Raw genomic sequence first — 13,180 nt, 5'->3', positions numbered from 1 at the left:
CTTGGCGCTCTTGGCACCCCCGCGATCACCGTCCTCGACGGCGTCGAACGCATCAACGCGGCCATCGACCGCGCCATGCACGACGTCACCGAGGAGTTCCTCGCCATCCAGCCCGGCGGCACCCGGCCGCCCGAGACGCTGGCCGAGGCCTTCCCCCGGGACCAGGGGATCCTCAGCCGGGGCTGCCGGATGCGGACCCTCTACCAGCACACAACGCGCCATTCCCTGCCCGTGCTCGCCTACTTGGAACAGCTCGACGGCGACGCCGAGGCCCGCACCCTGGACGAGGTGACCGACCGCCTCTTCGTCTTCGACAGGACCGTGGCGTTCATCCCGGCGAGCAAGGACCGCAGCATCGCCCTGGAACTGCGCCACCCGGCCCTCGTCGCCTACTTCGCCACCACCTTCTGGCGCCTGTGGCGCCTGGCCACCCCCATGTGGCCCCAGGCCGCCCCGCAGATCTCCGAGGGCGGCGTCACCCCCCGCCAGCGCGCCATAGCGGGCCTCCTCGTCGAAGGCCACACCGACGCCGAGATAGCCGACCGCCTGGGCATGAACATCCGCACCGCCCGCGTCCACATCGCCAAACTCGCCGCCACCCTCGGCAGCGAGAGCCGCGCCCAGCTCGGCTACCTCATCGGCCGCTCCGGTCTCCTCGACCGGGCTCAGTAGCGTCCGCCACCGCAAGCCACTCCCGCAGCAGCGCCTCCCGCCCGGCCGCCCGGGGCGAGCCGCCCTCGTGCCGCCGCCCCCACTCCGCCATCGCCGTCAGCGTCGTCAGGAGGGTGCCCGCGCCCTGGGTGAGGCGGGTGAGAAGGGTCCGCGAGAGGTCGTACTCCGTGGCGCTGTAGCCGACCGCCGCCGCCGTGTACGCCGTCAGCTCCGTCTCGGCGCCGTCGGGGCCGCCCACGCGGACCGTCATCGTGGGCGCCTCGTCCCCGCCGCCGAGGCCGACCGTCAGGACCAGGTCCACGGCCACGCCCACCCCGCGCTTGAGGGACCGCACCGGGACGTCGTCGATGGCCAGCGAGTGGACGTCCTCCCAGGGCCAGAACGCCGACTGCTTGTCGCCGAGTGCCACCACGCCCTCCGGCGTCAGGCGCACCCCGGCGGCGAGGCCGGACGGCTTCGCCCCCACGTACACGTCCCCCTCGGCGATCCAGAACAGTCCCACCATGGCCATGCCGAACTACCCACTTCCCCCAGCACCGACAATCACTTCAGGTCGTCAGACGCAACGCGCGCCGGGGCCGGGAGGTTCCCACCTCCCGGCCCCGACGCGCGCCGCACACAGAGATCGTCGAGCTACTCCGTCGCCCTCTTGGGACGCCACACCACCAGCGCGCTCGCCTGCTGCACGTCCTGGTACGGGACCAGGTCGCGGCGGTACGAGGCGTGCACCGCCGCCTCGCGCTGCTGGATGGCGGCGGCCGCTCCCTCCACGGCCGCGGACAGCTCCGCGACACGGGACTGGAGCGCGGCGACCTGGTTCTCCAGCTCGATGATGCGCTTGATGCCGGCGAGGTTGATGCCCTCCTCCTGCGACAACTGCTGCACGGTGCGCAGCAGTTCGATGTCGCGGGCGGAGTAGCGGCGGCCGCGGCCCGCGGTGCGGTCCGGGGAGACCAGGCCGAGACGGTCGTACTGACGCAGGGTCTGCGGGTGGAGGCCGCTCAGCTGTGCGGCCACCGAGATGACGTACACCGGCGTCTCGTCGGTGAGTTGGTACGCCCTACTGAAACCGGACTGTCGACGACGGCCGTCCATCTCATGCTCCCTTCGCGGCCTGGAACAGTTCTGCCCGCGGGTCGTCGCCCGCGGTCGCCTCGCGGTAGGACTCCAGGGCTTCCCTCGCCCCGTCGCTCAGCGACGTCGGCACGGTCACCTCGACCGTCACGAGCAGGTCGCCCCGGGTGCCGTCCTTGCGGAGGGCGCCCTTGCCGCGGGCCCGCATCGTACGGCCGTTGGGCGTGCCCGCGGGCAGCTTCAGGGTGACGGCGGGTCCGCCCAGGGTCGGGACCTTGACCTCGCCGCCCAGTGCCGCCTCGGGGTACGTCACCGGAACCGTGACCGTGAGGTTGTCGCCCTTGCGGCCGAAGACCGGGTGGGCGTCGACGTGCACCACCACGTAGAGGTCGCCGGCCGGGCCGCCCCGCTCGCCGGGTGCGCCCTTGCCGCGGAGCCTGATCCGCTGGCCGTCGCTCACCCCTGCCGGGATCCGCACCTGCATGGTGCGGGACGACTTCGCGCGCCCCGATCCCGCGCAGACCTCGCACGGGTCCTGGGCGATCAGGCCCCGGCCCTTGCAGTCCACGCACGGGTCGGTCAGCGAGAAACCGCCGCCGCCGCCCCGCGAGACCTGGCCCGTGCCGACGCAGGTCGGGCACACGCGCGGCGTGCCGTTCTTGTCGCCGGTGCCGGAGCAGGCCTTGCAGGCGGCCTGGGAGGACATGCGCAGCGGCACCGTGGCGCCGTCCACCGCCTCCGTGAAGCTCAGCGTGACCTCGGACTCGATGTCCTGGCCGCGCCTCGGCTGCGTACGCGTGCCGGAACCGGCACCCGCGCCGCCGCGGTTGAACAGGCCCCCGAAGACGTCACCGAGACCGCCCCCGAAGCCGCCGCCGGCCGCTCCACCGCCACCCGGGGCGCCGCCTCCGAAGAGGTCGCCCAGGTCGAAGTTGAACGAACCGCCGCCGCCTCCGGGACCCTGCCGGAATCCGCCGTTGCCGAAGAGAGCACGCGCTTCGTCGTACTCCTTGCGCTTCTTGGGGTCCCCGAGGATGTCGTTCGCCTCGGAGATCTCCTTGAAGCGCTCCTCCGCCTTGACGTTGCCCGTGTTGGCGTCCGGGTGGTTCTCGCGGGCGAGCTTCCGGTACGCCTTCTTGATCTCGGCCTCGGTGGCGTCCTTGGGGACGCCGAGGACCTTGTAGTAGTCCTTCTCGATGAAGTCCTTGGTGCTCATCCTCGACGTCCCTCCTCACTCATCTCGTAGCCGTCAGCCCTTGTCCGGGCCACCGGTCTCCTTCTCGTCCGAGCCTTCCGCACCCTCCGCGGGAGCCGTGGCCGCCTCGGAGCCGTCGGAGGACTCGTCGCCCTTGACGGTCTGCGCGCCGGGCTGCGGCTCGGCGACGGCCACCCGCGCGGGGCGGATGGTGCGCTCGCCGATGCGGTACCCCGGCTGCAGGATCGCGACGCACGTCGTCTCGGTGACGTCCGGTGCGTAGCTGTGCATCAGGGCCTCGTGGATCGTCGGGTCGAAGGGCTCGCCCTCCTTGCCGAACTGCTGGAGGCCCATCTTGGCGACGACCGTCTCCAGCGCCTCGGCGACCGACTTGAAGCCGCCGACCAGCTCGCCGTGTTCACGGGCGCGGCCGATGTCGTCGAGGGTCGGAAGGAGTTCGGAGAGGAGGTTCGCCGAGGCGATCTCCTTCACCGCCACCTTGTCCCGCTCCACCCTGCGGCGGTAGTTCTGATACTCGGCCTGCAGCCGCTGGAGGTCCGCCGTGCGCTCGTTGAGCGCGGTGCGCACCTGGTCCAGCTGGGCGGTCAGGCCGACGTCCTGGGCGGACGTCTTGCTCTCTGCTGCGTCCCCGGCCGGGGCCGCCGGGCTCTCCTCGGTGGAGGGCTCGGCGGCCTTCGGCGCCGCGTCATCAGGGGTGGCGCCGGAGGGGACGTCAGGCTTGTCGGCGTTCTCGTTCTCGCCGAAGCCCGGGGTCTCCTCGGTCATCAGGCGGCGCCACCCTTCGCGTCTCCGGGCTTCTCGTCGTCGACGATCTCGGCGTCGACGACTCCGTCGTCCTCCTTGGGCTGCTCGGCGCCGGGGGCCGCGCCCTCGGCACCGGCGGCCTGCGCGCCCTGGGCGTCGGCGTACATGGCCTGGCCCAGCTTCTGCGAGACGGCGGCGACCTTCTCGGTGGCGGTGCGGATCTCGGCCGTGTCCTCGCCCTTGAGCTTCTCCTTCAGCTCGGTGACGGCTTCCTCGACCTCGGTCTTGACGTCACCGGGGACCTTGTCCTCGTTGTCCTTGAGGAACTTCTCGGTCTGGTAGACGAGCTGCTCGCCCTGGTTGCGGGACTCGGCGGCCTCGCGGCGGGCGTGGTCCTCGTCCGCGTACTTCTCGGCCTCCTGGCGCATGCGGTCGACCTCGTCCTTCGGCAGCGAGGAGCCGCCGGTGACGGTCATCTTCTGCTCCTTGCCCGTGCCCAGGTCCTTCGCGGTCACGTGCATGATGCCGTTGGCGTCGATGTCGAAGGAGACCTCGATCTGCGGGACGCCGCGCGGGGCCGGGGGCAAGCCCGTCAGCTCGAACATGCCGAGCTTCTTGTTGTACGCCGCGATCTCGCGCTCACCCTGGTAGACCTGGATCTGGACCGACGGCTGGTTGTCCTCGGCCGTCGTGAAGATCTCGGAGCGCTTCGTCGGGATGGTCGTGTTGCGCTCGATGAGCTTGGTCATGATGCCGCCCTTGGTCTCGATGCCAAGCGACAGCGGGGTCACGTCGAGGAGCAGTACGTCCTTGACCTCACCCTTGAGGACACCGGCCTGGAGCGAGGCGCCGATGGCGACGACCTCGTCCGGGTTCACGCCCTTGTTCGCGTCCTTGCCGCCGGTCAGCTCCTTGACCAGCTCGGCGACGGCCGGCATGCGGGTGGAGCCACCGACGAGAACGACGTGGTCGATCTCGGAGAGCTGGATGCCCGCGTCCTTGATGACGTTGTGGAACGGCGTCTTGCAGCGCTCCAGGAGGTCGGACGTGAGCTGCTGGAACTGGGCGCGCGTGAGCTTCTCGTCCAGGTGCAGCGGGCCCTCGGCGGAGGCCGTGATGTAGGGCAGGTTGATCGTGGTCTCCGTGGAGGAGGACAGCTCGATCTTGGCCTTCTCGGCCGCCTCGCGCAGGCGCTGGAGCGCCATCTTGTCCTTGGAGAGGTCCACGCCGTGGCCGTTGTTGAACTGCTTGACCAGGTAGTCGACGACGCGCTGGTCCCAGTCGTCACCACCGAGGTGGTTGTCGCCGTTCGTCGCCTTCACCTCGACGACGCCGTCGCCGATCTCCAGGAGGGACACGTCGAAGGTGCCGCCACCGAGGTCGAAGACGAGGATCGTCTGGTCGTCCTTGTCCAGGCCGTAGGCCAGGGCGGCGGCCGTCGGCTCGTTCACGATGCGCAGGACGTTCAGGCCCGCGATCTCGCCGGCCTCCTTCGTCGCCTGGCGCTCCGAGTCGTTGAAGTACGCCGGGACGGTGATGACCGCGTCGGCCACCTTCTCGCCCAGGTACGCCTCGGCGTCACGCTTCAGCTTCTGGAGGATGAACGCGGAGATCTGCTGGGGGTTGAACCCCTTGTCGTCGATGTCCACCTTCCAGTCGGTGCCCATGTGGCGCTTGACCGACCGGATGGTCCTGTCGACGTTCGTGACCGCCTGGCGCTTGGCGACCTCGCCGACGAGCACCTCGCCGTTCTTCGCGAAGGCGACGACGGACGGCGTGGTCCTGGCGCCTTCGGCGTTGGTGATGACGGTGGGCTCGCCGCCTTCGAGAACGCTGACGACGGAGTTAGTCGTGCCCAGGTCGATGCCGACCGCACGTGCCATTTCGGTTCCTCCAGAGGTACTTCTTGAGTGGATCTGGCTCAAGCATGCATGAGTGCTGCGCTGGCGTCAACAGATGTGAGTCTGGGGGGCTCAACTCTTATCGCGTGCTTACGCGCAAGTTGGCCCTCCCGGGGCTTCGTGGTCAGCTGCGAGTCTCGTTTGGTTGCTCGCGCCGTTCCCCGCGCCCCTGACGGGGCGCTCCTGTCGCCCGGTGATCGAACCGCGAAGGGTTGCCTGAGCGACGCAGATCACCGGGTTGCTGGCTACAGTGCGGCGGAGTAAGTGGGTAGTCTCAGACGGACTGCATAAGTTACCGCTTAGTATTAGTTCGCCTCGCAGGCCCGAGGAGCCCCCAAATGCAACTCGCCGCGATCATCGTGTCGCTGGTCCTAATCGTGGTCGGCGTCGCGCTGTTCGGCCGTGCCATCGTGCAGATCTACAAGTTCATGCGGCTCGGCCAGCCCGTGCCCGCCGGAACCCGGACCGACTACCCCATCCAGCGCACGTTCACCGTGGTCAAGGAGTTCCTCGGCCATACGCGCATGAACCGGTGGGGCATCGTCGGTGTCGCGCACTGGTTCGTAGCGGTGGGGTTCTTCTCGCTGCTGCTGACGATCGTCAACGCCATCGGCCAGCTCTTCAAGGCCGACTGGATGCTGCCGATCATCGGCGAGTGGGCGCCGTACAACGTCTTCGTCGAGTTCCTCGGCACGATGACCGTGCTCGGCATCGTGACGCTGATCGTCATCCGGCAGCTGAACCGGCCCGGCAAGCCCGGCCGCAAGTCCCGCTTCGCCGGATCGAACACCGGCCAGGCGTACTTCGTCGAGACCGTCATCCTCATCGTCGGCGTCTGCATCTTCATGCTGCACGCCCTTGAGGGCGCCCAGCACCACGTGGACAGCTACGAGGCCTCGTTCTTCATCTCGTACCCGCTGGTCTCGGCGCTCCAGGACCTGGACGTCTCCACGCTCCAGAACCTCACGTACTTCTTCGCGGGCGTGAAGATCGCGACCTCGTTCATCTGGATGATCACGGTCTCCCTGAAGACCGACATGGGCGTGGCCTGGCACCGCTTCCTAGCCTTCCCGAACATCTGGTTCAAGCGGGACGCGGACGGCTCCACCACCCTCGGCGAGCTGCAGCCGATGACCAGCGGCGGCAAGGCCATCGACTGGGAGGACCCGGGCGAGGACGACACCTTCGGCGTCTCCCAGGTCGAGCAGTTCTCCTGGAAGGGTCTGCTGGACTTCTCCACGTGTACGGAGTGCGGCCGCTGCCAGTCGCAGTGCCCCGCCTGGAACACGGGCAAGCCGCTCTCCCCCAAGCTCCTGATCATGTCGCTGCGCGACCACGCGCACGCCAAGGCGCCGTACCTGCTCGCGGGCGGCGGCAAGACCATGGAGGGCGAGGAGAAGGCGTCGGCCGAGCAGCTCGCCGATGTCCCCGCCGCCGCCCTCGCGGAGGCCGAGCGGCCGCTGATCGGCACCCTCGAAGAAAACGGCGTCATCGACCCGGACGTCCTGTGGTCCTGCACCACCTGCGGCGCCTGCGTCGAGCAGTGCCCGGTCGACATCGAGCACATCGACCACATCGTCGACATGCGCCGCTACCAGGTGATGATCGAGAGCGCGTTCCCGTCCGAGGCGGGCACGATGCTCAAGAACCTGGAGAAGAAGGGCAACCCCTGGGGGCTCGCCAAGAAGCAGCGCGTGGAGTGGACCAAGGAGGTCGACTTCGAGGTCCCGATCGTCGGCAAGGACGTGGAGGACCTCACCGAGGTCGACTACCTCTACTGGGTCGGCTGCGCGGGTGCCCTCGAGGACCGGGCCAAGAAGACCACCAAGGCCTTCGCCGAGCTGCTGCACATCGCGGGCGTCAAGTTCGCGATCATGGGCGGCGACGAGAAGTGCACCGGTGACTCCGCCCGGCGCCTGGGCAACGAGCCGCTGTTCCAGCAGCTCGGCCAGGAGAACGTCGCGATGCTGAACATGGCGTACGGCGAGGACGACGAGGACCCGGCGACGAAGAAGCCGAAGTCCGCGAAGAAGATCGTCGCCACCTGTCCGCACTGCTTCAACACCATCGCGAACGAGTACCCCCAGCTGGGCGGCGAGTTCGAGGTCATCCACCACACGCAGCTGCTCCAGCACCTGATCGACGAGGGCAAGCTGATCCCGGTGACGCCGGTCGAGGGTCTGATCACGTACCACGACCCCTGCTACCTGGGCCGTCACAACAAGGTCTACACGCCCCCGCGCGAGATCATGTCCGCCGTCCCGGGCCTGCGCCAGCAGGAGATGCACCGCCACAAGGAGCGCGGCTTCTGCTGCGGCGCCGGTGGTGCCAGGATGTGGATGGAGGAGCGGATCGGCAAGCGGATCAACACGGAGCGGGTCGACGAGGCGCTCTCCCTCAACCCCGACATCGTCTCCACCGCGTGCCCGTTCTGCCTGGTCATGCTCACCGACTCGGTCAACGGCAAGAAGAACGACGGCCAGGCGAAGGAATCGCTCCAGGTCGTCGACGTGGCACAGCTGCTGCTCGACTCCGTGAAGACGCCCGCCGATCCGGCGGGTGACGAGGAGTCGGTGGACACGCCGGAGCCGGAGCCGGTCAAGTAGGCATCCTGGTACGGAGAAAGGCCGGTTCCGCCCTCTTTAGGCGGGGCCGGCCTTTTCGCGTGCGGGGCCGGCCTTCGCCTGCCGCAAGCGGCTCGGCGAGGACACCGTGCCTTTCCCTTCGCACAACCCTTCGTACACCTCACGAGTCACACACCCGGAAGCCCAGCTCCACCCAGAGTCCCCCCAGTTCCGGGAGTTACCACGTGCGCGCAAGAAACCTGGCCGTCACCGCCACCGTCGCGGCCCTCGCCGCCGCGGGGCTGACGTTGCCGCTGGCCGGCCCGGCGAGTGCCGCCTCCGTGCTGAAGGACGACTTCAACGGCGACGGCTACCGCGACCTCGCTATCGGCTCACCACGCACCAACTCCGTGACCGTCACCTTCGGTTCGGCGTCCGGGCTCGCCGCCAACCGGGCGACGACCCTCACCCAGAACTCCCGCCAGGTGCCCGGCGTGACCGAGCCCGAGGACGAGTTCGGCGAGAACGTCACCACGGGCGACGTGAACCGCGACGGCTACGCCGACCTCGTCGTCGGCGCCCCCGGCGAGAAGGTCGACGGCAGGCCGTCCGGCGCCGTCACCCTCATCTGGGGCGGCAAGAACGGCTTCCACCAGGGCGGTCGCGTCGTCAACTCCCCCGCCGACACCGCGGGCCGCTTCGGCGAGGCCACCGTCTGGACCGACTTCGACGGCGACGGAAGCCAACAGCTCGCCGTGGTCAGCGGCGACAACTGGTGGTACTACAGCGACGGCAACGAATTCGAGCGCCCGCTCGGCCTGGAGGTCGACTTCATCCCCGAGGGCACCCGCCTCGACGGCATGGTCGCAGGGAACTTCAAGCAGGCGGACGGCATCAGCCTCGTCCTGTACGGCGAGCGCGCGGACGGCGGCGCCTGGACCGCCCACATGAACGGCGGCGCGGGCGACTACGGCTACCAGGCCGAGATCCTCGGCGAGGGCGACGACCCCACCGCCACCCGCGACGCGGCCACCGCCGGTGACGTCAACGGCGACGGCTACGCGGACCTGATCACCGGCAACTCGCGCGACTCCCGCGCCGGCAAGGGCGGTTCGGTCACCGTACGGCTCGGCGGCGACCGGAAGTTCGGCGCCCCGACGACGTACCACCAGGACAGCGCGGGCGTGCCCGGCACCGACGAGAGCGGCGACGGCTTCGGCGCCTCCGTCTCCGCGGGCGATGTGACCGGCGACGGCCTGGCCGACCTCGCGGTGGGCGCGCCCGGCGAGACCGTCGGCGGGGTCGCGGGCGCGGGTGGCGTGACGCTCCTGAAGTCCTCCCGGGGCGCGTTCACCTCCGGCAAGTCCTGGCACCAGGAGACCTCGGGCGTGCCGGGCGTCGCGGAGCCGGGTGACCACTTCGGTACGTCCGTACGCCTCAAGGACATCAACAAGAACGGCAAGGCGGACCTGGCCACCGGCGCCACCGGCGAGGACATCGACACGACCCGGGACGTCGGCGCCGTGTGGTCCCTGCGCGGCACGGCGACCGGCCTGACCTCGTCCTACGCGACCTCCTTCAACGGCAGGGACTTCGGCGTCGGGGGCGTGGACGCGGGCTTCGGACACACCCTGCGCTGACCTTTACCGCTTGCCGGGTAACTCGCTTTCCCCTTAACCCAGTTGGAGACATCTCAGTGACTCAGCACGTGCGGAAGCCCGCGCGGAACAGGCTCATCGCGGCGGGCGCCCTCTGCGCCGCCACGGCCCTCGCCCTCACGGGCCTGACGGCGGGCAGCGCATCGGCCGCCCCCTCCTCCCAGCTCCGGGCCGACTACAACGGCGACGGCTACGCGGACCTCGCGGTCGGCGTGCCCGGCGCGACGGTCGGCGGCAAGGCCGGTGCCGGATACGTCAACGTCGTCTGGGGCGGCGCCTCCGGCCTCGGCAAGCACGGCTCGGCCACGGTCAGCCAGGCCACCACGGGCGTGCCCGGCACCGCCGAGGCGGGCGACAAGTTCGGCAAGGCCGTCGACTCGAACGACATGAACGGCGACGGTTACGCGGACCTGGTCGTCGGCGCCCCCGGCGAGGACATCGACGCCGCCCTGGACGCGGGCACCGTCACGATCGTGTGGGGCTCCGCGAGCGGCTTCAAGGGCGGCTTCACCGCGGCCTCAGGAAACGGCGAAGCCCGCGGCTACGGGGCGGTGCTCACCACCGGCGACTTCGACAGGGACGGCGACAACGACATCGCCCTCAACACCCACTTCGACGAGACCAGTTCGCTCGCGATGCGGCCCGGCCCGTTCACCGCGGGCTCGCCCGCCACGCTCTCCCGCATCCAGGGCTGGCACTTCGCCGGGCCGACCGTCGTGACCAGCGGTGACTTCGACGGCGACGGCGGCGACGACATCGCCCTGGCGTACGACGGCATGGAGATCAGCGGCACCCAGGTGCTGAGCCGGGCGTCCGGCGCGTGGAAGACGACGTGGTCCACCGGCGACACCACCAGCTCCGCCCTGGCCGCAGGTGACTTCGACGGCGACGGCACCGACGACCTCGCCATCGGCAACGTCCAGCCCAACCCCGAGTGGGAGAGCACCGCCTGCGAGGACCGCCTCGGCGGCGCCGTCCTCACCGTCTTCGGCAAGAAGGGCGGCGCCCTCGGCCACGGCGGCTTCTCCTGCACCACGCAGGACAGCCCGCAGGTCGGCGGCACCGCGGAGGCCGACGACAACTTCGGCGCGCACCTGGCCTCCGCCAACGTCGACAAGGACGGCATCGACGAGCTGATCGTCGGCGCCGACACCGAGGCCGTGGGCACCGCGGAGAAGGCCGGTTCGTACTGGGTCCTCGCCGCGCTCGGCACCGGCGAGCACCTCGTCGGCCCCTCCTTCACCCAGAACTCCACGGGCGTGGCGGGCAACGCGGAGGCCGGCGACAGGCTCGGCGCGGCCGTCACCACCGGTGACTACAACGGCGACACCTACCCGGACATCGCGGTGGGCGCGCCGGGCGAGGACGGCAAGGGCGGCGTCTGGTACGCCGCGGCTCCCAAGGACGGCCCGAACCCGCCGGTCACCTCGGTGACGCCGGGCAAGCTGGGGCTTTCGGGCAGCGTGGCCTACGGGACGGTGCTTGGCCGGTAGGCCTTGGGCGGTGTCTTCGGTTGGCCGGTAAATCACCGGCTTCGCCGAGTTCGTCCTCAAACGCCGGACGGGCTGGATCTTCCCAGCCCGTCCGGCGTTCTCTGTCTCCAACTCACGTGTCCCGTACAACCCTTGAGGCCACCCGGCGGTCTCCCCTTCGCCGACCACGGCGTGACACCGAGGCCAACGCCCGGTGAACGCCCCATCCCCGCATGCCGCAGGAGAACCGCATGGCCCAGCACAAGCGCACCACCGCCAACAGACCCGGACGCATACGCCTCGCCGCGGCGACGGCCGTCGCTGCCGCGCTCTCCGGTGGACTGCTCACCGCCACGGCGACCACCGCCACCGCCGCGCCGGCCCCCGCCACACAGCCGGACGAAGCCGACTTCAACGGCGACGGCGTCGCGGACCTCGCCACCTCCGCCCCGAGCGCGTACGTCGGCGGGAAGGCCGAGGCCGGCCAGGTCACCGTGACCTACGGCGGCGCCGAACGGCACCACACCACGTATAGCCAGAACAGCGCGGGCGTGCCCGGCGACGCCGAGAAGGGCGACAGCTTCGGCGCCGACACCGCGTACGGCGACTTCAACCGCGACGGGTACGACGACCTCGCGGTAGCCGCGTTCGGCGAGGACGTCGGCTCGGACGTCGACGGCGGCACCGTGCAGATCCTGTGGGGCTCGAAGAACGGCCTCTCCGGCGGCACCACGGTGAAGGACCCGCGACCCACCAAGCACGACTACTTCGGCGGGCCCCTCCAGGCGGGCGACTTCGACGGCGACGGCAAGGACGACCTCGCCATCGGAGCCCGCTCCGGCACGGCCACCATCGACGTGTACGAGGGCGGCTTCACCCGCGCCGGCGGCACCGGCCGCCACTACACCGTCACCCCGCCCATCCAGAGCGGCGAAGACGCGGGCCCGTTCAACCTGCACTCCGGTGACGTCAACGGCGACGGCAAGGACGACCTGATCGTCGACGGCTACTCCGTCGCCGGGGGCGAGAACGCGAACCTCTGGCTGCCCGGCAGCGCGAACGGCGTCACGACGACCGGTGTACAGCGGCTTCCCGGCGGCGTCATCACCGACGTGGGCGACACGGACAGCGACGGCTACGGCGACATCATCATCGGCCTGACCTGGGACGACGGCATCTCCGGCGCGCACAAGGGCGGCACCGTGTACGTCGTGAAGGGCAAGTCCACCGGCCCGTACGGCGGCAGCCAGGTCATCACCCAGGAGTCCGAGGGCGTGCCCGGCAGCGGCGAGACCGGCGACGCGTTCGGCACCGAGCTGGACCTCGGGGACATCAACGGCGACGGCCACCTCGACCTGGTCGTGGGCACCCCCGGCGAGAACCTGGACGGCGTCAGTAACGCGGGCTCCGTCACGGTCATCTACGGCGCCGCGGACGGTTCCGGCCTCTCCACCAAGAACTCGGTGCTGCTGAGCCAGAACACCCCGGGCGTCCCGAACGCCGACGAGAAGAACGACTTCTTCGGCTCGGAGGTCCACGTCGACGACCTGAACGACGACGGCCGCGGCGACCTCGCGATCGGCGCGTACGGCGAGAACGGCTCCAACGGCGCCTTCTACCTCCTGGACTCCAAGGCGGACGGCACGCTCTCGGGCACGTCCGGCGTCTACACCTCGACCGTGGGCATCTCCGGCTCGGGCACGCCCCGCCTCGGCACCAACTTCGCCGACTGACGTCTCCCGCCCCTCTCCAAGCCGGGCCCGCGCTTCCGAGTGCGGGCCCGCCCTCCCCTTCCGCCCGGGCCCGAGTGCGGGCCCGCTCTCCCACTCCCCGGAGCCCTCGTGCGCGTACGCACCCTTCTCCTCGCCGCGTCCCTGAC

At 70.2% G+C, this 13,180-nt stretch carries 10 protein-coding genes; 5 read left to right on the top strand and 5 right to left on the bottom strand.

What is annotated here, in order from left to right; genetic code table 11:
• Positions 1-672: helix-turn-helix transcriptional regulator (locus tag GKQ77_RS16890; protein ID WP_219689603.1), on the top strand; the 672-nt coding region annotated here is incomplete at its 5' end.
• Here the strand turns inward: GKQ77_RS16890 and GKQ77_RS16885 are convergent.
• The 5 genes from GKQ77_RS16885 to dnaK all read right to left on the bottom strand — a co-directional run bounded on the left by GKQ77_RS16885 (position 635) and on the right by dnaK (position 5,589).
• The gene (locus GKQ77_RS16885) at positions 635-1,183 is read right to left on the bottom strand and encodes a hypothetical protein (protein WP_219689602.1); all 549 of its coding nucleotides are present in this window, start codon (positions 1,181-1,183) and stop codon (positions 635-637) included. The genes GKQ77_RS16890 and GKQ77_RS16885 overlap by 38 nt on opposite strands.
• 122 nt (positions 1,184-1,305) lie before the next feature.
• Positions 1,306-1,767 (bottom strand): heat shock protein transcriptional repressor HspR, encoded by a 462-nt coding sequence (locus tag GKQ77_RS16880; protein ID WP_219689601.1) that lies wholly within the window; start codon positions 1,765-1,767, stop codon positions 1,306-1,308.
• Position 1,768: 1 nt separating this feature from the next.
• Positions 1,769-2,962 carry a molecular chaperone DnaJ gene (gene dnaJ, locus GKQ77_RS16875; protein WP_219689600.1) on the bottom strand — a complete coding sequence of 398 codons (1,194 nt, stop codon included), beginning with the start codon at positions 2,960-2,962 and terminating at the stop codon, positions 1,769-1,771.
• 33 nt (positions 2,963-2,995) lie between these two features.
• On the bottom strand, positions 2,996-3,727 hold the full coding sequence (gene grpE, locus GKQ77_RS16870; RefSeq protein WP_219689599.1) for a nucleotide exchange factor GrpE: 732 nt from the start codon (positions 3,725-3,727) through the stop codon (positions 2,996-2,998).
• Positions 3,727-5,589, bottom strand: a complete 1,863-nt coding sequence (gene dnaK / locus GKQ77_RS16865; RefSeq protein WP_219689598.1) for a molecular chaperone DnaK — start codon at positions 5,587-5,589, stop codon at positions 3,727-3,729. Before dnaK ends, grpE begins: the two co-directional genes overlap by 1 nt.
• A 356-nt stretch (positions 5,590-5,945) precedes the next feature.
• On the opposite strand from dnaK, the gene GKQ77_RS16860 reads away from it, so the two are divergent.
• The 4 genes from GKQ77_RS16860 to GKQ77_RS16845 all read left to right on the top strand — a co-directional run bounded on the left by GKQ77_RS16860 (position 5,946) and on the right by GKQ77_RS16845 (position 13,034).
• A complete protein-coding gene (locus tag GKQ77_RS16860) occupies positions 5,946-8,213 on the top strand; it encodes a (Fe-S)-binding protein (RefSeq protein ID WP_219689597.1) in 2,268 nt (755 codons plus the stop codon).
• Between the two features lie 203 nt (positions 8,214-8,416).
• A complete protein-coding gene (locus tag GKQ77_RS16855) occupies positions 8,417-9,811 on the top strand; it encodes an FG-GAP-like repeat-containing protein (RefSeq protein WP_219689596.1) in 1,395 nt (464 codons plus the stop codon).
• 56 nt (positions 9,812-9,867) lie between these two features.
• Positions 9,868-11,322: an FG-GAP-like repeat-containing protein gene (locus tag GKQ77_RS16850; RefSeq protein WP_219689595.1), complete on the top strand. Its 1,455-nt coding sequence runs from the start codon at positions 9,868-9,870 to the stop codon at positions 11,320-11,322.
• A gap of 230 nt (positions 11,323-11,552) precedes the next feature.
• The gene (locus GKQ77_RS16845) at positions 11,553-13,034 is read left to right on the top strand and encodes an FG-GAP repeat protein (protein WP_219689594.1); all 1,482 of its coding nucleotides are present in this window, start codon (positions 11,553-11,555) and stop codon (positions 13,032-13,034) included.
• Positions 13,035-13,180 lie beyond the last annotated feature (146 nt).

Source organism: Streptomyces anatolicus (assembly GCF_019400875.1).
Classification (GTDB): domain Bacteria; phylum Actinomycetota; class Actinomycetes; order Streptomycetales; family Streptomycetaceae; genus Streptomyces; species Streptomyces anatolicus.
Note: the sequence above shows the minus strand (reverse complement) of the source record. Positions and strands in the feature narration are given on the sequence as shown.

Coding starts and splice junctions, on each gene's coding strand:
- GKQ77_RS16880 (WP_219689601.1), bottom strand. CDS start 1,767: ATGGACGGCCGTCGTCGACAGTCCGGTTTCAGTAGGGCGTACCAACTC.
- grpE (WP_219689599.1), bottom strand. CDS start 3,727: ATGACCGAGGAGACCCCGGGCTTCGGCGAGAACGAGAACGCCGACAAG.
- dnaK (WP_219689598.1), bottom strand. CDS start 5,589: ATGGCACGTGCGGTCGGCATCGACCTGGGCACGACTAACTCCGTCGTC.
- GKQ77_RS16860 (WP_219689597.1), top strand. CDS start 5,946: ATGCAACTCGCCGCGATCATCGTGTCGCTGGTCCTAATCGTGGTCGGC.
- GKQ77_RS16845 (WP_219689594.1), top strand. CDS start 11,553: ATGGCCCAGCACAAGCGCACCACCGCCAACAGACCCGGACGCATACGC.
- GKQ77_RS16885 (WP_219689602.1), bottom strand. CDS start 1,183: ATGGCCATGGTGGGACTGTTCTGGATCGCCGAGGGGGACGTGTACGTG.
- dnaJ (WP_219689600.1), bottom strand. CDS start 2,962: ATGAGCACCAAGGACTTCATCGAGAAGGACTACTACAAGGTCCTCGGC.